Here is a 25,406-nt window from a genome sequence, read left to right on the forward strand (position 1 = left end):
GCCGCTAATCAGCGGCCGCCTGCACTGGCACGATCTTGCCGATCACCGTCTCGATCTCGGTCTTCACGAGATCCGGCTCCGCGATCTGCACCATATGGCCGAGATCGGGCAGCACGATCAGCTTTGCATTCCGCACCAATGCGGCAAACGGACGGGCGTGAATGTTGGTCGATACGGTCTTGTCCGGCTCGCCGGCGATGATCGTGACCGGCACTGTGATCTCGCCGTACCGCGCAACTTGCGCGGCGACTGATTCCTTCAGCGTCACCAGGTCATAGGCATTGGCGATGAACTCGCGCGGGCGCAGCAGCAGCGGCGTCGCGGAGTCCTTCACGAAGCCGTCCGGCATGACCTGCGGCAGGAACACGTCGCGCGCGCCGGGCTCGGCGAGGAAATATCCAAGCGGCAAGGTGACGGTGTAGGCGAGCAGCGGACCGATCACAGGCGTTGCGATGATCTCGTTGTAGCGGCCGACGCCGCCGCGCCAGGGATGCGTGACCGGCGCCAGCATCACGAGGCCCGCGACCCGGTGCGGATGATCGAGCGCCAGCCGCGCCCCGAGTGCCCCGCTCCAGGAATGCACGACCACGATCGCGCGCGCGATCCCGAGCTTGCCAAGCGCCTCGTCGATCATCCGTGCCTGGATCTGCGGCGTCGAATCCTGCCGTCGCGCCCGCGTGCTCCAGCCATGGCCGGGACGGTCGAACAGGATAACACGATGATTCTTGGCCAGGAGATCGCCGAGCGGGCGGCGCATCGCTTCGAGATTGGAGCTCGCGCCATGCAACATCACGATGGGCGGGCCTGCGTCGCGCGGGCCGAGATCGACGACATGCAGCGTCGCGCCGTCAACCTCGATCATCTGGCCCTGCGGTGGAAAGGCGCGTTGCACGGCAACGACACCGGCCTGCGTGGCCAGCGCCAGCAAAACCAGCGCGGTCACGACTGACATCACGATCATGGAGAGAGTCCGGACAATCCAAGGCACATGGCAGCTACGGACCTTGCCACACGGCAGTTTCGCTCCAGCGTTTCCACGGAAAGGGCCGGGGCTGTGGATATGTGCATAATCTCAATCCGCGAAAACGCAATGAAATCAACGATACTTTTGGCGATGCGCAAGCCCCGGACCAGCTTCATGCAGTCGTCATCGGGGCCTCCATATAATCGCCACGGTCGGTTCCGCCATCTAGGCGCGGGTGGGCGCCGATCCTCCTCGCAACTTTCAGGGGATGCAGGAAAGACCGGCAGGATTTGTCCTGGTTTGAACCGGAGGATTTTCGATGAGCTTGAGATCGAAAGACACTGCCATCGACGAGATCGTCGCGAGCTGCAGCGGCGATCTGCGCGGAGCCGTGCGGGCGCTGCTGCTGATCAACGAGCATCTCGAGGCGGAGCTCGTAAAGGCTTACGCCGCAGCTGCCGATCAGGGCTCCACCGAGCGTGGCAACGGCGTCCTGCATTAGGACGCAGACGATTAGTTCGTGCTGTCCTCGTCCTTTTCGTCGTCGGGACCGACCGCGGGACATGCGCGGATGGTCGAGCGGGCAAGCTTGGCATCGGCTCTTGATTTGTAGGGACCGTCGCCGAACCAGACGTCGCCCGCGATCACGGGATTGCTGGTCACGATGTTGCATTTGCCGGTGGCGCGGTTGCCGACCACCCAGAATAGCCCGTCGGCGAGGCTCACTGTCCCCGACGCCAACAGCAAGCTACCTGCAAAGATCAAACGCTTCATGGCTTCGCTCCTGCCATGCAGTTAGGCCTCGCCTTGCCCGCGCAATAGCCCCTGCAGCGCGAGGCATGCGATCGTGGTTAATCGCCGCGCGTCGCAATCGATCGAAAAATGATCGAGTTATGCGCTAGATGTCGCGGCCTTCGACCTTCTCGGTCAGGGATTTGACCTGGTCGGGAATCTTGTCGAGATGCGGATTGACGGCGAGCGCCTTGCGGTAGGCCTCGAGTGCGCGTTTCTCGTCCCCGACCTCCTGCATGATCATGCCGAGGCCTGCGAGCGCGCCGAAATGGCGCGGTTCCCGGGCCAGCACCTGCTGGATATCGGCCAGCGAGCGGCCATAGTCGTTCTGCATGTAGTAGAGCGTCGCGCGCCGGTTCCAGGCCTCGATATAATCGGGCCGCAGCTTGATGACGGAATCCAGAAGCTTGATGGCGACGTCGATCTTCTGCGCGTCGACCGCCGTCTTGGCCCTCGACATCAGCAGCGCCGCGGTGTCGCTCGGAGTGTGGATCCAGATCGCCCAGATCCGCGCCTCGACATGCTTGGCGCTGGCTTCATCAGGGGCGGCCTTCAGCGCGCCGAACAGGAAATCCAAATTCTTGGTGCGGTCGACCTTGGGAAGCTTGGCCGGTGCCTCGGGGATCTTTTTCTGCGTGCCAGGCGGGGCCGGCGGATCAACCTGCGCCATGGCCGGAGCGATGCCGGCGGCTCCCAGGACGAGGGCCAGGCACAGGGTGCGCGCGAAAAGGAATCTCACTGCCATGGTGAAAGTCTAAACGCGTAAAGCCGCCCTTGCAAAGCAGGGCGGCGTCAAACTCGTGTGAGACCGTGGTCTTGCGGGGCGCGCTTCGGCGTCCGGCAGGGATCAGGCCGAGATCAGCCTTGGCCGAAATCAGCCCTGGCGAGCCTTGAAGCGGCGCTGCACCTTGTTGATCACATAGACCCGGCCCTTGCGGCGGACCAGGCGGTTGGCGCGGTGGCGGCCACGCAGTGATTTCAGCGAGTTACGGACCTTCATGACAGAATCCTGAACGTTCGAAAGGCCGTGTTCGGCACTACCGTTTCGGCACGCGCGAATATGGCAAAATGAGATTCTCCCCGCCGGCGGACGACCGCCCGGGACGGGGCGGTTTCTAAGGCATGGCGGGACAGCCTGTCAATGCAAACGGCTCACTCCGAGCCGATTAACCCGGGATAGGGCTGAAACGGCCCCATCGCCACCGCCCTGCTCGCGACAGTCCAGCCTTGGCAGTCCAGCCTTGGCAGTCCAGCCTTGCCAATTTCGTTATATCATATAATCAATTTGGCAACCCCTCGGGAGGAAACCAATGCCGAAGCTGAAGCTGCCGAACATCGACGACGTCGTGGCGATCGACATCCATACCCATGCCGAGGAGCCCTGCGGCTGCCATGCTGACGACGGCTATGACGACTTCCAGGCGCAGATGGCGGAGTATTTCAAATCGCCGAACAAGCACCCGCCAACCGTGCCGGAGACCGCGGCCTATTACCGTTCCAAGAACATCGCCGCGGTGATCTTCCCGGTCGATGCCGAGCGCGAGACCGGCTTCCGCCGCTACAACAATTACGAGATGCTGGAGGTCGCCTCCGACCATCTCGACGTCCTCATCCCCTTCGTCTCGATCGATCCGCACAAGGGCAAGTTAGGGGCGCGCGAGGCGCGCAAGCTGATCGAGGAATACGGCGTCCGCGGCTTCAAATTCCATCCGACCATGCAGGGCTTCTACGCCAACGACCGCATGGCCTATCCGCTCTATGAAGAGATCAACAATGGCGGCGCGATCGCGCTGTTCCACACCGGCCAGACCGGCGTCGGAAGCGGCATGCCCGGCGGCATGGGGATGCGGCTGAAATATTCCAACCCGATGTACATGGATGACGTGGCTGCGGATTTCCCCGATCTCAAGATCATCCTCGCCCACCCCTCCTTCCCCTGGCAGGAGGAGGCGCTGTCGGTCGCGACCCACAAACCGAACGTCTATATCGACCTGTCCGGCTGGTCGCCGAAATATTTCCCGCCGATCCTGGTGCGCTATATCAACTCGATCCTGCAGGACAAGATGCTGTTCGGATCGGACTGGCCGGTGATCACGCCGGACCGCTGGCTCGCGGATTTTGCCAAGATCGACATCCGCGACGAGATCCGGCCGAAGGTGCTCAAGGCCAACGCGCGCAAGCTTTTGGGGATTTGATCGAGGGACCAACGTGATGATCAAAGCCGTCGTTTTCGACGCCTACGGCACGCTCTACGACATCCAGTCGGTGGCTGACATCACCGAGGATGCGTTTCCAGGCTATGGCGAGATCATCACGCAGATCTGGCGCATCAAGCAGCTCGAATACACCTGGTTGCGCTCGCTGATGCAGCGCTACCAGGACTTTGCTGCGGTGACGCGGGACTCGCTCGCCTATACGCTGCGCGTGCTCGGTCTCGCCTACGAGAGCGAGGCGTTCGAGCGCGTGATCGAGAAATATCTGCATCTCGATCTCTATCCGGACGCTGCAAGCGCGCTTGCGGAGCTGAAGCCGCGCAAGCTCGCCATTCTGTCCAATGGCAGCCCGGACATGCTCAATGCGCTCGTGCGCAATTCCGGCCTCGACGTCCTGCTCGACGCGACCATCAGCGTCGATGCGAAAAGGATCTTCAAGCCTTCTCCCGAGGCCTATGCGCTGATCGGCGAGGTGCTCGGCACCGCAGCGAACGAGGTTCTGTTCGTCTCCTCCAATCCCTGGGACGTGGCCGGCGCGAAATCGTTCGGATTGAATGTCGCCTGGATCGAGCGGGTCACGCCGGAGGCGATGGCGCTGGCTTGCGTCGAAAACGAACTCGTGGCACCGCTGACCCTGTTCAAGGCGATCCGCACTCAGATGGATCAGCTCGGGTTTGCGCCGGATCATCGCGTCCGCACGCTCTCCGAGTTGCCCAAGATCGCCGCCCGCCCATAAGCCCGTAATGAGCCGTTTGGAATGAGCCTGCAATCCGTTCGCGATTTCTTCGCCGAGAAAGCTCCCGACATATCCGTCATCGAATCCGCGATCAGCTCCGCGACCGTGGCGCTGGCCGCCGAAGCCTATGGCGTCGAGCCCGGCCGGATCGCCAAGACGCTGTCGTTGCGGATCGGCGAGCGCGTCATCCTCATCGTCGCCGCCGGCACCTCGCGGATGGACAACAAGAAGGTCAAGGCGGCGTTCGGCGGCAAGCCGAAGATGCTCGGGCTGGAAGAGGTCGCGGAAATCACCGGCCACGAGGTCGGCGGCGTCTGCCCGTTCGGGCTGAAGACGCCGCTGCCGATCTATTGCGACGTGTCGCTGAAGGCGTTCGACGTCGTGGTGCCGGCCGCAGGCTCGACCCACAGCGCCGTGCGCATCACGCCCGAGCGGATGGTCGACCTGACCGCGGCTGAATGGGTCGACGTCTGCGAGATCAGGCCGTAAGTCGAGCTAGTCGTCGTCATCATAGGGCCGCGGTGCGGGCGGCGGAGGCGCAGCGTTGTAGCGCGGGGGCGGCGCGGCGCGATTGCGCGGGGCCGGCTGCTGCGCCTGGTTGTTGGATTGGAACACCGCGCGGCAACCACTGGAAAGCTGCGGCGTATTCTGTTGCAAGCAGGCCACGATGCGATTCACATCGGGAATCTGGTCGCTGCACAGACGCCACACATCCGGTGTGCAGGCCATCTGCTGTTCCATCGTGCCGCGATATTCTTGGGCGGACGCCGCGCTCTGCGCCACGATGCCGCCGATCGCAAGCGCCACACCCAGCGCGATCCGCTCTGTTCGCATGTCCAGATCCTTCTCGATTCTCTCGAATTCTCGTCAATTAATGAGACGCGAGCGGGTTGTGGACCAACAAAAAAATGTGAAAGCGCGGCAGGAACCTATTCCACCTTGCCGATCTTCTTCACCGCCGCAATCAACCGCGCGCTGTCGGTCGCGATGATGTCTCGCCCCCGCGGGCCGCCTTTACGAAGTGTTAGCCGTGTTCGGCCCCCGGCCCGGAACGCATCCCTGACCCCACCGTTTTTTCCCCGTAGGGAGTGAGTGATGAGAGAACTTGGGACCATCGACGTCGCATTGGACGAGATGCTGGTGAATCTCGCTGCGATCGTGCTGCGGCTTTCAAAGCCGGAGGTGACGCGAACGGCGGAGGCGCGGCATGCATTGGCGCAATCCGTGCATCAATATGCAGTTTGCGCGAGGCGCTCGACCGACCCGCGTGTTCATGAATTGAAGACGCAGCTGGAGGAGACGCTGAAGCCGGCCTTGCGAATTGTCGCCAGCGACGGCGTCAAAGTGTCGTAGTCAGACCGCCCCGGATTTTCCGCGCATCCGCCGCTTGCAGGTCCCCGGCAATTTCGCGGCGAGAAAATCGCCGAGCGCCTCGACGCGTGCAGGCCGCGGGCCGCCGGGTGGCGTCACCAGGTGCACGGCGCCTTCGGCCTGCTTCCACTCCTTCAGGATCACTTCGACTTGGCCGGAGGCGATCGCTTCGCCGACGATGAATTCAGGGAGTTCGGCGATGCCGAGGCCGGCGACCAGGGCCGGCATCACCGCTTCACCATTGTTGACGCGAAGCTGTCCACCCGGGCGCACGCTGGCCTGCTCGCCGGCTGCATTGGTGTAGTGCCAGACATTTGGTGTGGAGAGATAGGCGTAGGCGAAGCATTTGTGCTCGGCCAGATGCATCGGATGGGTCGGCCGACCGTGGCGCTTGAGATAGGACGGCGCGGCCACCGTGTAGCGCGGCATGGTGAAGAGCCGGCGCGCGATCAGCGACGAATCCGGCAATCGCGCGATCCGCACCGCCATGTCAAAGCCCTCGCCGATCAGGTCGACGGTCGCATCGCTCAAGTGCAGATCGACCGAGACGTCCGGATAGGCCTCGAAAAACTCCGGCAAAAGCGGCGCCACCGCCTTCACCCCGAAGGTCATGGGCACCGCGAGCCGCACCAGCCCCCGCGGCGCCACCGATTGCGCCAGCGCCTCGTTCTCCGCCGCCTCGCCATCGGCGAGCAGACGCGCCGCGCGGTCGGCGAGCTTGTGCCCGGCATCGGTCAGCGCGAGCCGGCGGGAGGTGCGGTTGAACAGCCGGGCGCCGAGCCGCTCCTCCAGCCGGGTCACCGCCTTGGACACCGTGGCTTTCGACATCACGAGCTCGCTGGCGGCTGCCGCAAACGACCGTAATTCCACGACTTTTGCGAAAACCGCGAGCGCCTCGAAATCAGGGAGTTTTGCCATGGGGCGGGTCCGATAGGTCTATTTAAGGAAACAATGCGTTTCGACAGTTTCTATTTCTATACCACGGACGGGGGCTTATCCAAGGGTCAATCGCAGTTCCAGGGAATGGAGAAATCCAATGACCAAGAAGCTCTCAGGCAAGGTTGCCCTCGTCACCGGCGGCTCGCGCGGCATCGGTGCGGCGTCCGCCCGCGCTCTCGCCGATGAAGGCGCCGATGTCGCCATCAGCTATGTCGCATCCCCAGAAAAGGCCGAAGCCGTCGTTGCAGAACTGAAGACCAAGGGCGTGAAGGCCCGCGCCTTCAAGGCCGACCAGGCCTCGGCGAAGGACGTGACGCAACTCGTCAAGGACGTCGCGAAGGAATTCGGCCATCTCGACATCCTCGTCAACAATGCCGGCGTCGCCGCAGGCGGCGCGATCGACGATGCCGCTGCCGACACGGAAGGCCTCGCCCGGCAGGATGCAATCAACGTGCATGGCGTGATCGCGGCGATCCGCACCGCCTCGCAGTTGATGGGTGAAGGCGGCCGCATCGTCACCGTCGGCTCGATGCTCGCCGACCGCGCCTCGTTCCCGGGGCTCGCCGACTACGTCGCCACCAAGGCAGCCGTCGTCGGCTACACCAAGGGCGCGGCACGCGACCTCGGCCCACGCGGCATTACCGTCAACGTGGTGCAGCCCGGCTCGATCGACACCGACATGAATCCGAAGGACGGCGGCGAGTTCGCCGAGACCCAGCGCAAGCAGCATGCCCTGCAGCGCTTCGGCCGCCCCGAGGAAGTTGCAGCCGGCGTGGTCTTCCTGGCGAGCCCGGAAGCCTCCTTCGTCACCGGCACCGTACTCAATGTCGACGGCGGTTTTGGCGCCTGATCCGGGCCTCACCCGTTCAAAACAAGGACCACGCAGATGATCGAACTCAGACCTTTCGCAAAGCTCGGCGGCGCCGATCACGGATGGCTCAAGGCCAAGCATCATTTCTCCTTCGCAAGCCATTATGACCCGAACAATATGGGTCACGGCGCCTTGCGGGTGTGGAACGACGACGAGATCGCGCCGAACACCGGCTTTCCCGCCCATCCCCACGCCAACATGGAGATCATCACTTACGTGCGCGAGGGCGCGATCACCCACCAGGACAGCCTCGGCAACGAGGGCCGGACCGAAGCCGGCGACGTGCAGGTGATGAGCGCCGGCAGCGGCATCCGCCACTCCGAGTACAATCTGGAGCCGACCAAGACCCGGATCTTCCAGATCTGGATCGAGCCTACGGCGCGCGGCGGCCAGCCCACCTGGGGCTCGAAGCCGTTCCCGAAGGCGGACCGCTCCGGCAAGCTCGTCACCATCGCAAGCGGTGACGAGAACGACGGGGACGCGCTGCCGATCCGCGCCGACGCGCGCGTGCTGGCAACCACGCTGAAAGCGGGCGAGAGCGCCGAGTACGAGCCGCAAAAGTCGCGTTACCTCTATTTGGTGCCCGCGGCAGGTGCGGTCGAGATCAATGGCGTGCGCGTCAATGCCCGCGACGGCGCCGCAATCCGCGACGAGGACCGGCTGAAGATCACGGCTCTGGAAGATTCCGAGCTCGTGCTCGTCGACGCGGCGTAAAGCGCTTCCGTCATGCCCGGGCTTGTCCCGGCCATCCACGCCTCTCCACAAGCAAACAAGAACGTGGATGCCCGGGACAAGCCCGGGCATGACGATCCAATCGCCAAGCACCTCGACCACACAACGGAGACCATCCATGACCAAAGTTCTCGTCCTCTATTATTCCGCCTATGGCCACATCGAAGCGATGGCGAATGCGGTTGCCGAAGGGGCGCGCGAAGCCGGCGCCACGGTCGACATCAAGCGCGTGCCCGAGCTCGTTCCGCCTGAGGTCGCCAAGGCCTCGTACTACAAGGTCGACCAGGCTGCGCCGGTCGCCAAGATCGAGGACCTCACCAACTACGACGCGATCATCATCGGTACCGGCACCCGTTTCGGCCGGATGGCCTCGCAGATGGCGAACTTCCTCGACCAGGCCGGCGGCCTTTGGGCCAAGGGCGCGCTGCACGGCAAGGTCGGCGGCGCCTTCACCTCGAGCGCGACCCAGCATGGCGGCCAGGAGACGACGCTGTTCTCGATCATCACCAACCTCTTACATTTCGGCATGGTCGTAGTCGGCATGAACTATGGTTTTGCCGGCCAGATGAAGCTCGACGAAGTGACCGGCGGTGCGCCCTACGGCGCCACCACGATCACCGGCGGCGACGGCAGCCGCCAGCCCAGCGCCAACGAGCTTGCGGGTGCGCGCTATCAGGGGCGCGCGATCGCCGAGACCGCCAAGAGACTACATGGCTAGACTTCATGGCTAAGCTTCGCGGTTAAACTTCACGATCGACTGCATGGCTGATGCGATTTGGGCGGCATTCTCTCGTGGGAATGCCGCCCCATCTAACGTTGCAGGAGCAACGCGTATGGCCTTCGAAATCCTCTTGATCGCGCAGATGATCCGCAGGCCAGCTCAGGCGCTGGCGCGGCGCTGGTACTGCCGCAGCCTGTTCCGGGCCTCGCGCGGCCGCTTCCACTGCGCCGGGTGCACGGGGTCGTCCCGCTAGGCCTGCGTGATGTCGGCGTGGGGCCGGACGGGATCCGTTGGTGACGGCGCAGGCGCGGTCGAAAGCCACCAATTCTCACCGGCAAACCAGCACGTCTCGTCGGGCGCGTCCCCTGTCCGCAAGGACTGCACGCTGTCCCATCCTTTCGCGAACGCCTCGGTCAATCGCCGGGCGGCGTCCGCATCCTGCAGTCCCGCGCAGCCGATGAACTGGGCCCGGCCGAGAAACTTGGCAGGCCAGACCGCACCCTGTTGCGGACGCGTGAGCATCAACATGCCGCCGTGCACACCCTCGGGCGCCAATGGAAACACCAGACGGCCCCCGGGCCGCAACGCCCCGAGCCATTCCGGAGCTGGCCGCGCCGCACCCGCGCAGACATAGATCACGTCCACGTTCGGCAGATCGGACGCGATGCCCGAGCGCTCGTGCAGCTCGACCTGCGCGATATCCTTTAGATTGTCGCGCGCGAGTGCCGCCAGACGTTGGTCGATTTCATAGGCATGGACACGGCCACCGGCTCCCACGAGATGAGCGAGAATTGCGGTATAATAGCCGCTGCCCGCACCGATCTGGAGCACCGTCTCGCCTTCCCGCACAGCACACCCGCTGAGCCAATAAGCGTGCGCACCGGGCATCCCGATATTGAGCCCGCGCGCGTGATCGAGCGCCAGCAACGTGTTTTGATAGATAAAGGCGGGATCATCGTCCGGCGTCACGACATAGGGGTGACCGCCAACCGAGATCGACCACGGCCCCGGGCCGACGAAGGGCTCCCGTTCGACCATGCGAAAGGCCTGCTCAATACGGGGATCCGTGGTCCTGGCCGCGGCGCAGATCAACTGCGCATAGAATGCGCGATATTTCGCCGAACGATCTTCCATGTCGCCTCCGGGCAGCGAGGCTAGGATAGCACAACGATTGCGATAGTCGAATGGCTACTGCAATCCGAGGCTTTGCGCGCTTTAGGGTGCGGCCCTGCCCATCGCGCGCGCCGCCAACGCAGCGAGCCTTGGATGGCGACGCAGTCCCTGCGCAGCATGGTCGCGCCAGGCATAAGGCACGCCGCGCCAGGACAGCGCGACGCTGACGTCGGTCAGTGGCACCCGCTCGGCGCCGAGGCGGCGCTTGTAGTCCTGATTACCGATGCTGAGATCGAACCGGCGCACGCCCTGCGCATGCAGCGCCGCCATGGTGCGTTCGGTCGCGAGCAGCCCGGGAGAGAAGTTCGCCCCGGTCGTGCCGGAATGACTGATGCGCAGCAGGACATAGGCCGCGCCGTATCTGACGCCGAACGTGGTGGCAACGATCCCCTTGTCGCAGACCAGCGCCGAGACGACGGCATAGCCTTCAGCGACACCCTGGCGCGCCACCTCGCGATAGAATCGGGCGTGAGCATGGTCGTTCAGAACGAACCGAAAGCCGAGCTGTCTCATCCGCTCTTCTTGCTGGACGTCCATCACATCGAGAAATTCGCGCGCGCGCTCGACATCGGTGGCGATCTCGAACCGCGCGCTGCCAAGACGGCTGAAGACGCGCCAGCACCGCGGCAGCTGCAGACGCCTGAGCGACGCCTCATAATCCGCATAGTCGTCGCCCGTCAGCACGACATTGCCGTTGAGCGAGCAGGATCCGATACGGCCGAGCGACACCAGCAGGTTCGGCTTGCCGCCGACATGGGCCGGCATCTTCTTCAGGCGCAGCAGATCGAAGCGGTCGGGCAAGGCACGCAGCCCTTCGACCAGCGCCAGGCCGATTGCAGGCATATCGGCGGTATCGAACGTGGCGTCGCACGCAAGGATCGGCGCGTTGTTGTCGGCAACGTCGAGATCGGCGAACTCGACGACGCGGATGCCGCGCCGCGTGTGGCTGATCATCGGCACCATCGCGATGTCCTTGCCGGTCGCGGCATTGGAGATCACGGCGATCAGCGGCGCGACACCGTCAAACGCCTCGTACCAGGCGCCGAGCCAGTAACCATGCTGAAACGCAGTGCGATGGCCATCGTTCAGGCGCGATGCAGCCTGTCGCCAGTCACGGGTGAAATCGACCGAGATTCTCCGCGTGCTGGACACCCGATCATCTGGCTGCTCGAGGCTGAGAAAGGTCATCCGCGTACAGTTACTGAACTTTTCCAGGTAGATTATGTTTTGCCGCAGACCACAAGTTGCGTCGCTGCTGATCGTTAAGTCGCGCTGTCCTCCATGTGCCCCTTCATGTGCCGCTATGAAACGTGCGGCTGCGGCAACCTGTCAGCGATCCGGTTCCGTTGGAGCGACGCATTGGAACCTGGCCAGGAAGTGCAGCCCCGCTACCGCGAGAGCGAACATGAACCAGATCGGATTCTGCCGTTCGAGCAGGAAGGTTTCGGTCGTCCCGTAATACAGGCCGAACAGCCACACGGTCAGGAACAGCTTTCCCAGCGCGCCGCTGCGGTTGTGAGCCTGGGCCGTCTGGAAATTCTTGAGCGGAGCGAGCACGAAGATGAGGATGACGAGGACCAGCCCCGGCAGGCCGATGGTGACGGCAAGATCGAGGTAACTGTTGTGACTATGCGCGGCGGTCACCGCCCATTCGGAGCCCTGGGCCGTCTGCCGCTCGGTCACATCGTCCCAGAACGCCGCATAGCCGTGACCGATGACCGGCTTTTCGGCAACGGCGGCGAGCGCGAACTCCCAGATGTCGGAACGGCCGGTGAAGGTCGGATCGACTGGAAGCAGCCGCGTGACGGCGCCAAGGCCGGGACTGAGGACGCTGCCGACCGTCAGCAGGTTCATGGCGATCAGCGGCGCGAAGCAGACGATCCGCTTCAGCCACAGGCCTCGCGTGACATAGACGAGCGACGCCACGGCGTAGATGGTCAGGCACAGCACCGACGACGTCTTGCCGCCGGTGAAGATCAGGAAGATGCCGGCAAGCGCAGCGATCACGGGCCCCATCACGAACGATCCGACGGCACAGAGATAGATGCCGACATAGACCAGGATGGTCATCACGGGCGAAGCAACGTTCTTGTGGACGAAACTGCCGCGCCAGTCGCCCGCGAGCTGCGGCTCGGTGATGTCGAGCGCGGTGTGGATCGAGTATTGCGGCGCGAGAAAGATGCCAAGATAGCACAGCACCAGCAGCGCGAGCGCCGTGCCGCCAAGACACAGATTGAAGCTTCGCTGCGTTGGCGGCAGCAGTGGCAGCAGGACGGCGAGCGAGGTCACGCTGACCGCCAACACGAACCGCTGGATCGACACCTCGCGGCTCTCGGAGAAGACGAGGTTGATCAGCATCCAGCCGATGAAGCAAAGGTGCAGCGGGGTGACCAGGGTCTTCAGCGAGGGCGCATCGCTGGCGATTGCGAACAGCACCGCGACCGCAGCCAGCAATCCAAAGGAAACGTAGTTCAGCGCCATCCGGCCGCCGACGACGTTGGCGACGGCCTCGCTGCGCAGGTCTGGAAAGGGATCGAGCGTAATCAGGATAAGCAGCAGGGCGGCGACCGCGACGAGGCAGCGCGCCGCCTGCACGACATTCAGCTTCGCAAGCCCATCGCGCAGCACGTGGCCGAACGATCGGGCCTCAACGTCGGTCATGTCAGTGGCGCTGCGATCCATGGCTCAAGGCCGGTTCGATAAGCCGGGGAAGCTTCAGGTCATAGCCGATCCCCGTTAACCATCCGTCAACCAGGATGCCGGGGCTGCGCGGTACAGCCCGCTCCCGCACGATGCTCCGCGAGATCTCGAAATATTGCAGCGCCCGCTGTTCCAGCGTGAGATTGTCCAGACGTAGCCGCGCACAGGCTTACAGGCTTAATGTCACCGGCTTAACGCTATTCTACGATACCGGCACGACGCGGGCTTTCGCAGCACCGATTTGGTCGTCATGCGGGTATCATCTTCAACGACCGAAGCCGCGTTCGCCTGCAATTGCCAGCGCGGCAGATGCACCCTGGTTAACAGACCATTAAGAACGAGCTGCAGCTTGATCAGCGCCGACGATATGCTCAATGGATCGGCCGCCCGGCGCGTAGCGACAGTCGGGCGAATCCCGCTGCCGGTGCACCCGGTCGCGTCGGTCTCAGTGGTCATTCCCGCCAGGAACGCCGCGACCTACGTCGGCGAGACTATCGCGAGCGCGCTGGCGCAACGCGACGTCACCGAGGTGATCGTCGTGGACGACGGCTCGACCGACAACACCGCGCCGATCGTCCGCGCCTTTCGTGACCCGCGGCTGCGCCTGATCACCAGCGACTCTGCCGGTGTATCGGCGGCACGCAATCTCGGCGCCCGACACGCGAGCGGCGAATGGCTGCTCTTTCTCGATGCCGACGACCGCTTGCGTCCCGGCGCGGTGGCAGCGTTGCTCGCGGCGGCGCGCGGTGCTCCGCGCGCGATCCTCGTCTACGGCGACTACAACACGATCGACAGCGAGGGGCGGCAGATCGGCCGGCGGGATCTCCTCAAGGGACGTCGCAAGCCGTCCGGCGACGTGCTGGCACGGCTCGCCAGCGGCAACTTCATTGTCAATGGCGGCATTGCGCTCGCACGTGCGGAGACCTTTCGTGCCATCGGCGGCTTCGACGTCTCCCTCAGATATTGCGAGGATTGGCATTGCTGGTGCCGTCTTGCCGCGATCGGCGAGTTCGAGTTCGCACCAAAGCTGCTGCTCGACTATCGCCTGCACACGACCAACACCATGAACGCAGCCGTGCGGACGCCGCAGGATTTCTTCCCGGCGATCGCGCGGGTCTTCGACGATGGGCTGATCCTTGCGAGACTTCCAGAGGCCGCGGCAGCCGGGCTGCGCCGGGCCGCCGAGATTCATCTCGTCACCTATTCGGCGCTGCAGGCGGTCCGCTTCGGCAGATATCGTGACGCCTTCGCCTATCTCGGAATGGTCGGCCGGCGGTCGCCCATATCGCTGCCGCGCGCCGCGATCAGGGTCGTCCTCGCCTGCTTTGGCATCTAGTCCGCGGCGTCAGGACACGATCTTCGAGGCTTCGTAAGGCTTCGGTTCGACACCGAACGCCGCGAGCGCAGCGCCGAGTGCGACCATCACGGGGTGCGTCGCGACGACGGCTTTCGACGATGTCAGCAGGCGCGCCGCGCGAACCAGCGACAGCGGCAGCCGTCCGAGCATCTGCGCAAACACCCACGCCCGCGCCGCCGTGCTTGGCGCGGCCTTGTACTGCACACGATAATTGATCGCGCCGATGCGCAGACCACGCCTCGCGATCCAGCCGGGGCTGGTGCGGCTTTGCGGCACGGTCTCGGTGATGACGGCTTCCGCCGTCCAGTGGAATGTCATGCCGGCATCGCGGCACCGCACGAAGAAATCGCAGTCGCCGCCGCCAAGGAAATTGAAGCGCAAATCGAAGGCGGGACGATCGAACCGCTCGAACGCCGCGCGCGTGATCAGGCAATTGCCGCAGCCATAAATCAGAGGTACCGCGCCGCTGTATTCATACGCGGGACAGAAGGCGGGATGACGCGCGAGCCAGGGCCGGCTGTCGTCGTCGAACACCGGCAGCACCGGTCCGCCGACCACGTCCGCGCCGGTTGCCTCACAGGTGCGAACCATCAGCTCGAGCCAGTCGGGCGAGGCGATCTCGTCGTCGTCGATCATCAGGAAGCGGGTTGCGGCGGGAAACAGCGCCTGCGCCGTCTCGAACGCGGCGTTGATCGCGTGGCAATTGCCCTGACGCTGCTCGACCAGGCAGATGCCCTGGAGCTTGCCGGCAGCGAGGAATTCCGCAGCGACCGGCGCGCTCTCGCGCCCTGCCGCGTCGTTCTCGACCATGACGACCGCGAAGGAGCGCGGGGTACGCTGGCTGGCAAGCGACTCCAGCGTCAGCCGCAGATGCTGCGGGCGGCGAAAGCAGGGAATACAGACGACGATACCAACCGACAAGTCGATGACGCGCGAGCTCGCAGCGATCTCCCGGTTGGGATCGCGCACGGCGTCCGAGATCCGGTTGGCGGACAGGTCTGTCGGAATCAACGTCATAGCGTTCTAGATGCCCGAGATGTGTTGAAGAAACCCTGCGTCGATCGCGTGCATCGACGCAGTCCCGCGACGGCACAGCAACGTTGAACAGATGCGTGCCAAAATGAACGGCCCGTTTCGGCGACAAAACGAGCCATCTTGCCGACTTTCTCGAGCATGCAAGCCTATCACCAAGCGCTTAACCGCCTTCGCTCGTTTTCCTATGAGCTCTAGCGCGTGCGATATTGCAATTCGCGGTCCGTCGTCCGGCAATCGCGCAATGCGGAAGATGCCGTAGTTAACGCATATGCGCATTAACCCGACCGTAAGCACCGCGACCGGTGAAGAGGCCCGGCATTAGATTTGCTCTTCGGGCACGAGGGATTTTTCCTGTAAATTTGAGTCGAACAAGCGCGGTAAGGAAACATGAACAAGCCAGCCACGATCGATTTCGCGACAGCGATCCCCACTCCCGCCAGGCCCGCCCATAACCAGGCGTTGCTCGAGATGGTGCCTGGCGAAGCGCGCGATAGCCTGCTCGCCATTCACGACGTGCTGCGCCGCGAACTTCCGCAAGGCCGGCTCGCCATCTACGAGGCCGGAGGCGGCTCCTGCAGCTTCCTGCCCGTTGACGTGCTCGGCCGCAGCCACGTCACGGTCGTCGATATCGATGAGGACCAGGTCCGCAACAACACTTACGCGGATGACGCTATCCTCGGCGATGTGCAAACCTTCCGCTTCGGCGCTGAAACCTTCGATGTCGTGATTTGCTACAACGTGATCGAACATCTGCCTGACGTCGAAGCCGCGTTGTTGAACTTCCGCGACGCGCTCAAGCCCGGCGGGATGATCCTGATCGGTGCGCCCAATCCGCGCTCGCTCTCGGGCGTGGTCACCAAATTCTCGCCGCACTGGTTCCATGTCTGGTTCTACCGGAACATCCGTGGCATCAAGAATGCCGGCCTGCCCGGCGAGCCGCCGTTCCCGACCTTCTTCCATCCGCTGGTGACGCTGTCGAAGCTCGAAACGTTCGCGACCGCCCATGGCCTCGACATGATCTACCGCCGCGAGGTCGAGAGCCCGCGCTATCCCGAGATGCGCCAGCGCAAGCCGCTGTTCGCCGCCCTCGTCGATGCCGGCGCGGCGCTTATGAATGCCCTCCTCCCGCGCGGGACCGACGTCCGCCGCGGCGACTATCACGTCATCCTGCGGAAGCGTTGATGACCATGGCGCACCCGCGCAGTAACGAACCGTTAATCTCTGCGGCGCCGGCGCATCGAGGGCGTCACGACGCCACGTCGGGAAGCGGCGGGCGCTTAAACGCTTTGTTTGCCATTTCGGTGAATAGTCCCTCAATGAGTATGGTTAATTTTCCCTGTTGCGTTGATTGGGCACCTATATCCCGGGTGCGTGGCGTAGAGCGAAGAGTAACCCCTCAGCCTGCGGCACTTGGAATGGAAGCTGGGGATGATGCTTGACTATAACCAGCCGATAGATCGGGCCAGACCGGAGGCCCCGCAGCGGAGGTTGCCGACCGGCTTCAACGTGCTGGAGCTCGTCAACCTGCTTTGGCGGCGCAAGATCGCGATTGCCGCTGCCGCCCTGCTCGGCGCGACGCTTGCGGTCGCCATCGGCAAGAGTCTCACACCCCGCTACACCGCGACCTCTCAGCTCTATGTCGACCCGCGCGAGCTCCAGCTCGTCGATCGCGAGCTCACCCCCCGCGCACAGGACGTCTCCGGCATGTCCATGGTGGTGGAGAGCCAGGCGCGCCTGATCACATCCAACAGCGTGCTGTTGCAGGTGATCCAGCAGGCCAATCTCGAGAAGGATCCGGAATTTGGCGGCGGTGGCGATGCCGGGAGCCTGATGTCGTCGCTGCTGGGCCTGATCGGCCTGCAACCACGCACGCCCTCTGCTGCAGAAATAAAAGACGTGCAGCTTGCGGCGCTCGACGCCCTGAACAAGCACATCACGATTCGCAAGGGTGATAAGAGCTTCATCGTCGACATCGAGGTCTGGTCGACCGATCCGGCGAAAGCGGCGATGCTCGCCAACACCCTGACCAGCACCTATCTTTCGGACTCCCGCAATTCGCAGGCTCTGGCGGCGCGGCGTGCGACCAGCGACCTGTCCGGGCGCTTGAAGGAATTGCGCGAGCGGCTGCGCAACGCCGAGACCGTGCTCGCCACCTACAAGGCCCAGAACAATTTCGTCGGCACCCAGGACGCGCTGATCAGCGATCAACAGCTCTCCTCCAGCAACCAGCGGCTTTCCGCGGCCCGCGCGGCGACGATGGATGCGCAGGCGCGGCTCGACCAGATCGAGGCGAGCCGGCGCACGGCTGCAGATGCCGGCGCTATTCCCGAAGCCTTGCAATCGCCGACGATCGCCAACCTGCGCGCCCAATATGCCGACGCCCGCAAGAAATATGCGGAGCAGGCCGGCGAGCTCGGGCCGCGTCACCCGGCGCTGCGGCAGACCGAGAAGCAGGTCGAGGATCTCAAGCGCACCATCGGCGAGGAGATTGACCGCTTCGCCCAATCGGCCAAGAACGACCTGACGCGCGCCCGCGACTATGAGGCCTCGCTCAACCGGGCGCTGGAGGCCCAGAAGCGGCAGAGCGTCCAGCTTAGCCAGGCCGCCGTGCGGCTGCGCGAGCTCGAGCGCGAGGCCGATGCCAGCCGCGACGTCTATCAATCCTTCCTCAAGCGCTCGCGCGAGACCGAGGAGCAGGAGAGCCTGAACACCTCGGCAGCGCGCGTCATCGGCGAAGCCACGGTGCCGCAGCGGCGTTCGTTCCCGCCGGCGATGAGCCTGTTCGCCATGATCGGCTTCATCTTCGGCGCGCTCGCTGCTTCAGGCTGGTTGGTCGCGGCCGAGATCCTGTTGCTCGGCGCGACCTCGCCGGTGCCCACGCCAGCACGTCGCGAGCGCACGCCAGCCCCGGAGACCAGGCGTCCTTTGGAGGTTTCGCGAACTCCAGAGGTTTCGCGGCCGCCGCTGAACGCGCGCACTCCGGAAGTTGCCAAGACTTCTCCGGAGGCCGCTCCACCGCAGGCCGCTGCTCCGGAGCCCGCCGCGCCGCCACTTTCGCTGGTGGAAAAGCCCCTGATCGCACGCCTCCAGGAGGCCGACGTCATTCACACGCTCGGCGCCATTCTCGCCACCGGCGGCGGCGTCGATCTCACTCGACTGGGCTGGCCGACGCTACGCCCCGGATTTCCGCTGACCACACTGCTCAACGCCTTGCGCGACATGCGCGCCGCAGTGGCCCGCCGCGCCGGCGGCAAGGCGATGCCGGTCATCGCTCTCGTCGGCGCCAACGAAACCACCGGACGCAGCGTGAGTGCGCTGAACTTCGCGCTTGCGGCGGCGCGCGACGGCACCCGCGTGCTGATGATCGATGCCGACCACCAGGCGCACACGCTCTCCAGCAAGGTCAACCGTCCGGCCAAGGGCGAGCCGGAAAAGCACGGCTGGCTCTCGATCGGCAGCAAGGCCGTGCGCGAGATCAAGACCGTCAACGGCATCTCGGTGCTCCCGGCTGCCGAGAGCGATGCCGGCAAGGCGACGGAGGCCATCCGCAAGGCGATTACGCTGGCGCGTTCCGCCGGCGGCTACGACCTAATCCTCCTCGACGGTCCCGCGATGCCACTCTCGGCCGCCGGCCGCAAGCTGCTCGATGGCGTCGACGCGCTGGTCGCGGTGCTGCCAACCAGCCTCGACATTAACGACAGCATGGAAGAGATCCTGGCCGCACTCGGCGGCGCCGAGCGCAAGCTCGTCGGCGTCGTGCTCGACGAGCTCACCCCCGCAATCCAAACGCGCCAGCGAGGCAGACAATATGCTTGAGCGCCGCGTCAATTTCGAGGGGCGGGCCGCGACCGCCGAAGTGCCGCGGGTCACCGTCGGCGGCCTTCGCATGGCCACGCTCGACCTCGAAGCGACCGCCGATTTCATGATCGAGGCGACCGACCCGCGTCATCGCATCGGCCGACCGCTGTTCCTGACCTCGGCCAATGGCGAGGTGCTGGCACGCTGCTCGACCGAGCCGCAGACCGAGCGCCTGTTCCGCGCCGCCGACCTGATCAATGCCGACGGCCAGCCGCTGGTGGCGGCATCCAAGCTGCAATCCTGGTTTCCGCTGCCCGAGCGCGTCGCAACCACTGACCTGTTCCACGTCGTCGCGCGCAAGGCGGAAGCTGCCGGCCGTACCTTCTACATGCTTGGCGCCAGCGAGGACGAGAACGCAGCAGCGGTCGCGAACGTCCAGAAGCTGTATCCGAACCTCAAGATTGTTGGGCACAGCCACGGCTATCTCCGCGGCGATGCCATGCGGGCCAGGGTCGAGGAGATCAATGCACTCGCACCGGACTATCTTTGGGTCGCGCTTGGCGTGCCCAGCGAGCAGGCCTTCGTCGAGGAATTCACGCCACTTCTCACCAATGTCGGCGTCATCAAGACGTCCGGCGGCCTGTTCAACTTCCTCTCGGGCAGCCGGTCCCGCGCGCCACAATGGATGCAGAAGATCGGACTGGAGTGGGCCTGGCGCACGTGGCTCGAGCCGCGCCGCCTGTTCTGGCGCTATCTGACCACCAATCCACGTGCGCTCTATCTGCTGTTCAGCCGCAACCGGCCCTTCAACCGCTGAGGGACGCCGAGATGCCCCCTCGCCGCACCAGGCGCCCTTATTGTGCCTTGCCGGTCGGCACCCTGAGCGGCTAAAGAGACTGTGACAGTCAGCGTTGGCAACTTTCCAGGCCGCCGCACGTTTTGTATAGCCGCCGACGCAGGCGGCACACTTGGTTCGACCAATAGCGCGAGCCGATTTTTCACAGCGAAACAGATCGAGTCGGCGCGTCGCCTGATTTCAGGCGTGGCCCCAGGGAGCACGGAGCGAATGCATCAGGCCGCAAGCCTGCAATTCGAGCGCGTGATGGACGAGCTCGTGCTCTGGCACGCCGTGCCGGAGGACGAACGCTCGCCGGCACCGGCCTGGTGGTGGGGACCGGCGATGGCGATGTTCGACGTGCACGAGCCGATGCGACACGCGTGGTGTAGCGAGCTCGGCCTCGGCGACGGCTCGAGCTTTGCCGATGGCGCGCATGCCCTTCTCGCGCTGTTCGCCGAACAAACCTCGCTGACCTGGCCGGATGATTTTCCGCGCAAGGCGGAAATCAAGGAAGAGGACGTCCGCGAACTGCACCCGCAACCGTCAGACGACAGCGCGTTCCAACCGTAACGCCACGGCCTCGTCCGGATCCGGCTCCGGCTGGAGCGGCGGTGCGATGGGAAGGACCATCGGTCGCAGCAGCTCGGCCATCTGCCGCGCCGGCAGCGGCTTTGAGATCAGGAAGCCCTGCATCTCGTCGCAGCCATGGGCGCGCAGAAACGCCTCCTGCTCGGCGTTCTCGACGCCTTCGGCGACCACGGTCATGCCGAGCGCCTTGCCCATGCTGATGATCGCCTGCGCGATCGCCTGGTCCTCGGTATCCTGCGGCAGGTCGCGCACGAAGGAGCGGTCGATCTTGATGGTGTCGATCGGGAAATGCTTCATCAGCGACATCGAGGAATAGCCGGTGCCGAAATCGTCAATGGCGAGGCGAATGCCGCGGCTCTGGATCGCATCCAGGACTTTCAGCGCGCGCCCGACATTGCGCATCATCATGCTCTCGGTGACCTCTAACTGGAGCAACACCGGCGACATGCCGCTTGCAGCCAGCGCCTCGTCGACGTCCTGCAACAAATGCGCGTCGGCAAACTGCCGCGGCGACAGGTTGACCGCCATCGACACAGGCAGCAGGCCGCGACGCTGCCAGGCCATGGCCTGCGCGCAGGCTTCCTTCACCACCCAGCGGCCGATCGGCACGATCAGGCCGGTTTCCTCGGCAAGCGGGATGAACTGCGCCGGGGAAATGTTGCCGAGATCGGGATGCGTCCAGCGCAACAGCGCTTCGACGCCGGTGATCTGGCTCGTCGCCATGTCCACCTTGGGCTGGTAATTCAGCGAGAACTGCTCGCGCTCCAGCGCCCGGCGCAGCGCGCTTTCAAGCGACAGCCGCTCGATCGACTGCGTCTTCACCTCCTTGGAGAAGAAGCGATAGCCGTTCTTGCCGTCTTCCTTGGCGAGATACATCGCCATGTCGGCGTTCTTGGTCAGCGTCTGCGCGTCGGCGCCGTTGGCTGGATACATCGCGATGCCGATCGAAGCGGTGGTGTGGCACTCGTGGCCGGCAAGCTCCATGGGCTTGCCCAGCGCCGTCAGCAGTTCGGTCGCGATGCGCTGGACGTCGTCGACCTCGCCACACTGGTCGAGGATCACCACGAACTCGTCGCCGCCGAGCCGCGCCACCACATCGCTTGCGCGTAACGCGTTGCGCAGGCGGTCGGCGACTTCGAGCAGAAGCAGATCGCCAGCCTCGTGGCCGAGCGAGTCGTTGATGACTTTGAAGCGGTCGAGATCGATGAACAGCAGCGCAAAGCGGTGCTCTTGGCGCTGCGCGGTCTCGATCGCTCCCCGCAGCAACGCGTTGAACGTCTCTCGGTTGGGCAGATTGGTCAGGCTGTCGTAGGAGGCGAGGTATTCGATCCGCTCGTCAGCCTTGTTCTTCTCGTCGACGCGATCGAAGTTCTCCATCGCGAAGGAAACGTTTTCGGCGAGACGCTGCAACAGCTCGACGAACTCGCCCGTAAAAGTGTCCGGTTCGGTCGACATGTAGATCATGACGCCAACCGCCCGGTCGTGCGCGACCAGCGGGAACGCCGCGCCCGACCGCGCGCCGTCGCCGCGGACGACCGCGTGGAAGACGCGGACGCGATCGTCGTTGAGATAATCGTTGCTGATGCAAGGCTGGCGCGTGCGGAACGCCGTGCCGCTCATCCCACGACCTTCGGGGCGCTCGGGGTCCGTGGAGAGGCGGATGTTGCGCGTGGTGTCGGACGACGGTCCGGCGCTGGCCACGATTTCCAGTTGGTCGCTGTCCGGCTTGGCCAGCGCAATGGTGGTGGAGGTGAATTTTGCGCCATTCGATGCGGCGAGGCAGACGAGATCGTACAGCTCGGCGCGCGACTTCGCCCGCATGATCGCCTCGTTGGTCGCGCTCAGCGCCGCGAACATCCGCGTCAGACGCTCCTTCTGGGCCTCGGTGCGAGCCTTCTCCTCGGCACGATCGAAATTGTCGAGCGCGAAGGAGACGTTCTCGGCCAGGCGTCCGAGCAGTTCGACCAGATCGGGCGTGAATGTATTCGCTTCGGGTGCGAGGAAAAGCAGAATGCCGATCGGCTCCCGGCCGGCCCGCAGAAGCGGGAAGCTTGCAGCGGCGCGCGTGCCATCCTCGGCCGCCTTGGAATGCCAATGTAGCGATCGCGGATCGTGCAGATAGTCGTTGATGACACTGGGTCGGCGGGTCCGCAGCGAGATCCCTATAATCCCCTGACCCTCGGGATGATCAGCGGAAACAAAGCAGGTACGTCCGACCATTCGCTCCTGGAGGCGCCCCTTCACTGCGACGACGCGGACGAACTCCCGTTTGTCGTCCATGATGCCGATCGTGGCCGAGGCAAACACGCCGCCGAGCACGGCCGCCTGGCACGCCACGTCGAACAGCTCCTCGCGCGTCTTGGCCCGCATGATGGCTTCGTTGGTCGCGCTGAGCGCCTCGAACATGCCACTCAGGCGATCACGCTGCTTGTCGGCCCGCGCTTTTTCTTCGGCGCGATCGAAATTCTCCAGCGCGAAGGCGGCGTTGGCCTGAAGCTTGCGCAGCAGCTCGACGAATTCATCCGTGAAGGTGCCGCGCTCCGGCGAGTTGAACAGGAATACGCCTTCGATCCTGTCGCCGTTGAACAGCGGCAGCGCCGCGGATGATGCGATGCCGTTGCGGCGGGCGCTGGCCTGCCAGGGCTTGATGCGGTCGTCTGCCAGCACGTCGTTGCTGACGGCAGGCTGGCGCGTGCGGTACGCGGTGCCGGTCAATCCCTGCCCTTCGGGAATTTGATCGGAGGTGGAAAACTTGAAATTGCGGACCTGATCCGCATTCGGTCCGTAGCAGGCGGCGACGCGCAGCAGCCCGGCGCTATGATCGACAAGCGCAATGGTAGCCGAGGTGAACTTGGCGCCCTGCGCCGTCGCCTCGCAGACGAGATCGAACAGCTCGGCGCGCGAGCGCGCGCGCAGGATCGCCTCGTTGGTGGCGCTGAGCGCGGCATACATCCGCGCCAACCGTTCTTCTTCCGCAGCGATCCTGGCCTTCTCGGTCTCGCGGTCGAAATTCTCGATTGCGAACGAGACGTTCTCCGCCATGCGCACCAGCAGCGCGACGACCTCCTCGTCCTTGGCCCACGACCTGCTGACGAAAAACAAGAGCACCCCGACGCTCTCGCCGTGCTTAATCAGAGGCGCTACCACACAAGCGGCGACGCCGGTGTTGACATTGGCCTGCTCCCAAGGCGTTCCCCGGGTGCGGCTGGCGAGATCTTCCTCGACGATGGCCTTCTGCGTCCGGAACACCTCGCCGGAGATGCCCTTGCCGTAGGGGTTTTCAGGGTCGATCGAATAGCGTGACTGGGTGACCAGCTCCAGGTTCTGTCCCGTGGAAGCGACCGGACTCATCCAATGCGAATCCGCCTCGCGAAGCAGGACGATCGTCGCCAGCGACTTGCCACCATGCACGGAGGCGTCACACACGAGCTGGTAAAGCTCCTGCTCGGTCTTGGCGCGGAGAATGGCTTCGTTGGTGGCACTGATGGCGCCGAACATGCGGTTGAGCCGCCGTGTCGCTCGCTCGCTGATCTGCCGCGCGGTTTCGCGGGCGAAATTGTCCAGCGCATAGGTAATGTTGGCCGACATACGCTCGAACAGCGACACCATCTGCTCATTCAGCGATCCGGCGTCGCTGCGCGTCACGTACAGCACGCCGACGCTCTGCCCATTGCACAAGAGTGGCACCGCCGCGGCGGCGCCGATGTGAGCCTTCGCCGCGCCCTCGCGCCAGGCGAGCGAGCGCGGATCGTTCAGGAAATCGTTGCTGATGCAGAGCCTCCGGCTGCGAAAGGCTTCGCCGCCGACGCCCGACCCTTCCGGCGTACCGGCCTCCGTGGTGATCTTGATCGCACGCAGCCGCGCAACGTCGTCGCCGCAGCCGGCCGCAAACCGCAGCCGCTGGCCGTCCGGCTCCACCAGGAACACGGCCACCGCCATGAAGTCCCCACTCGAAAACCCGGCGTCGCAGACCTTCTGGTACAGCTCGTCCGGCGATTTCGCATAAAGGATCGCTTCATTGATGGCGCTCAACGCTGCAAATGTGCGCGCGAGGGGCGTTTGCACGATCTCAACTCCCCGACATTTCTGCCATTTTCTCCCGGGTAGCTTTATGAAGGCGATGGCCTAAATGGTCGTTATTGGTCCCCGCAAACCGTCAATCAAAGTGAACGAGCTGCGAACGACCGGCGCCAAACTGTCCGGATTCCCGCTGTACGGGATGGCGCCTTCGACCAAAGGCGCGTTCGCTTCACGAATTTGCAGCCCTGTATTGGTTTACGAGAGATTGATATCGCACCTGTGCTTTGAGACGATGGCGCCCAACAACCAGCGCCCGCCAAGGGCGAGACCTGAGGAAGCGCCATGCCGATTATCAAGGCCGACCGCCTCGCGCGCATCAGCGCGGCGCTGCTCCTCCGTCCGAAGGCAGCAGGGCGTGTGTTCTATCCCGGCGAGATCGAGGGCTTGCGCGAGCAGCAACGCCTGCGCGACGGCATCGAGATCGAGGATGCGACCTGGGAGAACCTGCGGGCACTGGCGCGCGAGTACAGGCTCGGCTCAGTGCTCGATCTGGCCTGA

Annotated in this window: 26 protein-coding genes; 15 read left to right on the forward strand and 11 right to left on the reverse strand. The window is 64.3% G+C overall.

The genetic code is table 11. From position 1 onward, the window contains the following. Positions 1-4 precede the first annotated feature (4 nt). Complete coding sequence (locus GWG65_RS08540; protein ID WP_275194950.1) at positions 5-961, reverse strand: alpha/beta hydrolase; 957 nt, start codon at positions 959-961, stop codon at positions 5-7. 322 nt (positions 962-1,283) lie between these two features. On the opposite strand from GWG65_RS08540, the gene GWG65_RS08545 reads away from it, so the two are divergent. Continuing rightward, complete coding sequence (locus GWG65_RS08545; protein WP_275194951.1) at positions 1,284-1,466, forward strand: hypothetical protein; 183 nt, start codon at positions 1,284-1,286, stop codon at positions 1,464-1,466. 11 nt (positions 1,467-1,477) lie between these two features. Here the strand turns inward: GWG65_RS08545 and GWG65_RS08550 are convergent, their stop codons facing one another. From GWG65_RS08550 to ykgO, 3 genes are all read right to left on the reverse strand, one after another. Further along, positions 1,478-1,738, reverse strand: a complete 261-nt coding sequence (locus tag GWG65_RS08550) for a hypothetical protein (RefSeq protein WP_275194952.1) — start codon at positions 1,736-1,738, stop codon at positions 1,478-1,480. A 124-nt stretch (positions 1,739-1,862) separates the two neighbouring features. Further along, positions 1,863-2,501: a tetratricopeptide repeat protein gene (locus tag GWG65_RS08555; RefSeq protein ID WP_275194953.1), complete on the reverse strand. Its 639-nt coding sequence runs from the start codon at positions 2,499-2,501 to the stop codon at positions 1,863-1,865. Between the two features lie 129 nt (positions 2,502-2,630). Further along, the gene (gene ykgO / locus GWG65_RS08560; RefSeq protein ID WP_006611362.1) at positions 2,631-2,756 is read right to left on the reverse strand and encodes a type B 50S ribosomal protein L36; all 126 of its coding nucleotides are present in this window, start codon (positions 2,754-2,756) and stop codon (positions 2,631-2,633) included. Positions 2,757-3,066: 310 nt separating this feature from the next. Here ykgO and GWG65_RS08565 point away from each other — a divergent pair, with 310 nt between their 5' ends. The 3 genes from GWG65_RS08565 to GWG65_RS08575 are packed head-to-tail and all read left to right on the forward strand — an operon-like array spanning position 3,067 to position 5,194. Next, a complete protein-coding gene (locus tag GWG65_RS08565; protein WP_247381512.1) occupies positions 3,067-3,951 on the forward strand; it encodes an amidohydrolase family protein in 885 nt (294 codons plus the stop codon). 13 nt (positions 3,952-3,964) lie between these two features. Continuing rightward, complete coding sequence (locus tag GWG65_RS08570) at positions 3,965-4,705, forward strand: haloacid dehalogenase type II (protein WP_275194955.1); 741 nt, start codon at positions 3,965-3,967, stop codon at positions 4,703-4,705. Between the two features lie 21 nt (positions 4,706-4,726). Next, positions 4,727-5,194, forward strand: a complete 468-nt coding sequence (locus GWG65_RS08575) for a YbaK/EbsC family protein (protein ID WP_275194957.1) — start codon at positions 4,727-4,729, stop codon at positions 5,192-5,194. A gap of 6 nt (positions 5,195-5,200) precedes the next feature. On the opposite strand, the gene GWG65_RS08580 is transcribed toward GWG65_RS08575, so the two are convergent. Next, a complete protein-coding gene (locus GWG65_RS08580) occupies positions 5,201-5,539 on the reverse strand; it encodes a hypothetical protein (protein ID WP_275194958.1) in 339 nt (112 codons plus the stop codon). A gap of 261 nt (positions 5,540-5,800) precedes the next feature. On the opposite strand from GWG65_RS08580, the gene GWG65_RS08585 reads away from it, so the two are divergent. Then, positions 5,801-6,058, forward strand: a complete 258-nt coding sequence (locus tag GWG65_RS08585) for a hypothetical protein (RefSeq protein WP_275194959.1) — start codon at positions 5,801-5,803, stop codon at positions 6,056-6,058. On the opposite strand, the gene GWG65_RS08590 is transcribed toward GWG65_RS08585, so the two are convergent. Beyond that, positions 6,059-6,994 carry a LysR family transcriptional regulator gene (locus tag GWG65_RS08590; RefSeq protein ID WP_275194960.1) on the reverse strand — a complete coding sequence of 312 codons (936 nt, stop codon included), beginning with the start codon at positions 6,992-6,994 and terminating at the stop codon, positions 6,059-6,061. A gap of 118 nt (positions 6,995-7,112) precedes the next feature. Here GWG65_RS08590 and GWG65_RS08595 point away from each other — a divergent pair, with 118 nt between their 5' ends. The 4 genes from GWG65_RS08595 (at position 7,113) to GWG65_RS08610 (ending at position 9,592) form a co-directional block, all read left to right on the forward strand. Next, positions 7,113-7,865: an SDR family oxidoreductase gene (locus tag GWG65_RS08595; protein ID WP_275194962.1), complete on the forward strand. Its 753-nt coding sequence runs from the start codon at positions 7,113-7,115 to the stop codon at positions 7,863-7,865. A 36-nt stretch (positions 7,866-7,901) separates the two neighbouring features. Continuing rightward, positions 7,902-8,600 carry a pirin family protein gene (locus GWG65_RS08600; RefSeq protein WP_275194963.1) on the forward strand — a complete coding sequence of 233 codons (699 nt, stop codon included), beginning with the start codon at positions 7,902-7,904 and terminating at the stop codon, positions 8,598-8,600. Positions 8,601-8,736: 136 nt separating this feature from the next. Then, positions 8,737-9,336: an NAD(P)H:quinone oxidoreductase gene (gene wrbA / locus GWG65_RS08605; protein ID WP_275194964.1), complete on the forward strand. Its 600-nt coding sequence runs from the start codon at positions 8,737-8,739 to the stop codon at positions 9,334-9,336. A gap of 115 nt (positions 9,337-9,451) precedes the next feature. Next, positions 9,452-9,592, forward strand: coding sequence for a hypothetical protein (locus tag GWG65_RS08610; protein ID WP_275194965.1), 141 nt, complete (start codon positions 9,452-9,454; stop codon positions 9,590-9,592). Here the strand turns inward: GWG65_RS08610 and GWG65_RS08615 are convergent. From GWG65_RS08615 to GWG65_RS08625, 3 genes are all read right to left on the reverse strand, one after another. Then, positions 9,589-10,473, reverse strand: a complete 885-nt coding sequence (locus GWG65_RS08615; RefSeq protein WP_275194967.1) for an rRNA adenine N-6-methyltransferase family protein — start codon at positions 10,471-10,473, stop codon at positions 9,589-9,591. The genes GWG65_RS08610 and GWG65_RS08615 overlap by 4 nt on opposite strands. Positions 10,474-10,554: 81 nt before the next feature. Then, positions 10,555-11,700, reverse strand: coding sequence for a GNAT family N-acetyltransferase (locus tag GWG65_RS08620; RefSeq protein ID WP_275194968.1), 1,146 nt, complete (start codon positions 11,698-11,700; stop codon positions 10,555-10,557). 141 nt (positions 11,701-11,841) lie between these two features. Continuing rightward, positions 11,842-13,194, reverse strand: coding sequence for an O-antigen ligase (locus GWG65_RS08625; RefSeq protein ID WP_275194970.1), 1,353 nt, complete (start codon positions 13,192-13,194; stop codon positions 11,842-11,844). A 367-nt stretch (positions 13,195-13,561) separates the two neighbouring features. On the opposite strand from GWG65_RS08625, the gene GWG65_RS08635 reads away from it, so the two are divergent. Further along, positions 13,562-14,548, forward strand: a complete 987-nt coding sequence (locus GWG65_RS08635; protein ID WP_275194971.1) for a glycosyltransferase — start codon at positions 13,562-13,564, stop codon at positions 14,546-14,548. Between the two features lie 9 nt (positions 14,549-14,557). Here GWG65_RS08635 and GWG65_RS08640 read toward each other — a convergent pair whose 3' ends face one another. Continuing rightward, a complete protein-coding gene (locus GWG65_RS08640) occupies positions 14,558-15,586 on the reverse strand; it encodes a glycosyltransferase (protein WP_275194972.1) in 1,029 nt (342 codons plus the stop codon). Positions 15,587-15,991: 405 nt separating this feature from the next. Here GWG65_RS08640 and GWG65_RS08645 point away from each other — a divergent pair, with 405 nt between their 5' ends. The 4 genes from GWG65_RS08645 (at position 15,992) to GWG65_RS08660 (ending at position 20,810) form a co-directional block, all read left to right on the forward strand. Continuing rightward, complete coding sequence (locus GWG65_RS08645; protein ID WP_275194973.1) at positions 15,992-16,786, forward strand: class I SAM-dependent methyltransferase; 795 nt, start codon at positions 15,992-15,994, stop codon at positions 16,784-16,786. A gap of 249 nt (positions 16,787-17,035) precedes the next feature. Beyond that, entirely contained in the window at positions 17,036-19,420 is a 2,385-nt protein-coding gene (locus GWG65_RS08650; RefSeq protein WP_275195137.1) for an exopolysaccharide transport family protein, read from the forward strand. Next, a complete protein-coding gene (locus GWG65_RS08655) occupies positions 19,413-20,219 on the forward strand; it encodes a WecB/TagA/CpsF family glycosyltransferase (protein WP_275194975.1) in 807 nt (268 codons plus the stop codon). The genes GWG65_RS08650 and GWG65_RS08655 overlap by 8 nt, the downstream gene beginning before the upstream one ends. Before the next feature lie 249 nt (positions 20,220-20,468). Beyond that, a complete protein-coding gene (locus GWG65_RS08660) occupies positions 20,469-20,810 on the forward strand; it encodes a hypothetical protein (RefSeq protein WP_275194976.1) in 342 nt (113 codons plus the stop codon). On the opposite strand, the gene GWG65_RS08665 is transcribed toward GWG65_RS08660, so the two are convergent. Continuing rightward, positions 20,784-24,893 (reverse strand): GAF domain-containing protein, encoded by a 4,110-nt coding sequence (locus GWG65_RS08665; RefSeq protein ID WP_275194978.1) that lies wholly within the window; start codon positions 24,891-24,893, stop codon positions 20,784-20,786. The two genes, GWG65_RS08660 and GWG65_RS08665, sit on opposite strands and share 27 nt — an antisense overlap. 297 nt (positions 24,894-25,190) lie before the next feature. Here GWG65_RS08665 and GWG65_RS08670 point away from each other — a divergent pair, with 297 nt between their 5' ends. Continuing rightward, a complete protein-coding gene (locus tag GWG65_RS08670) occupies positions 25,191-25,406 on the forward strand; it encodes a hypothetical protein (protein ID WP_275194979.1) in 216 nt (71 codons plus the stop codon).

The sequence above is a fragment of the Bradyrhizobium sp. CSA207 genome, from assembly GCF_029051685.1.
Taxonomy (GTDB): domain Bacteria; phylum Pseudomonadota; class Alphaproteobacteria; order Rhizobiales; family Xanthobacteraceae; genus Bradyrhizobium.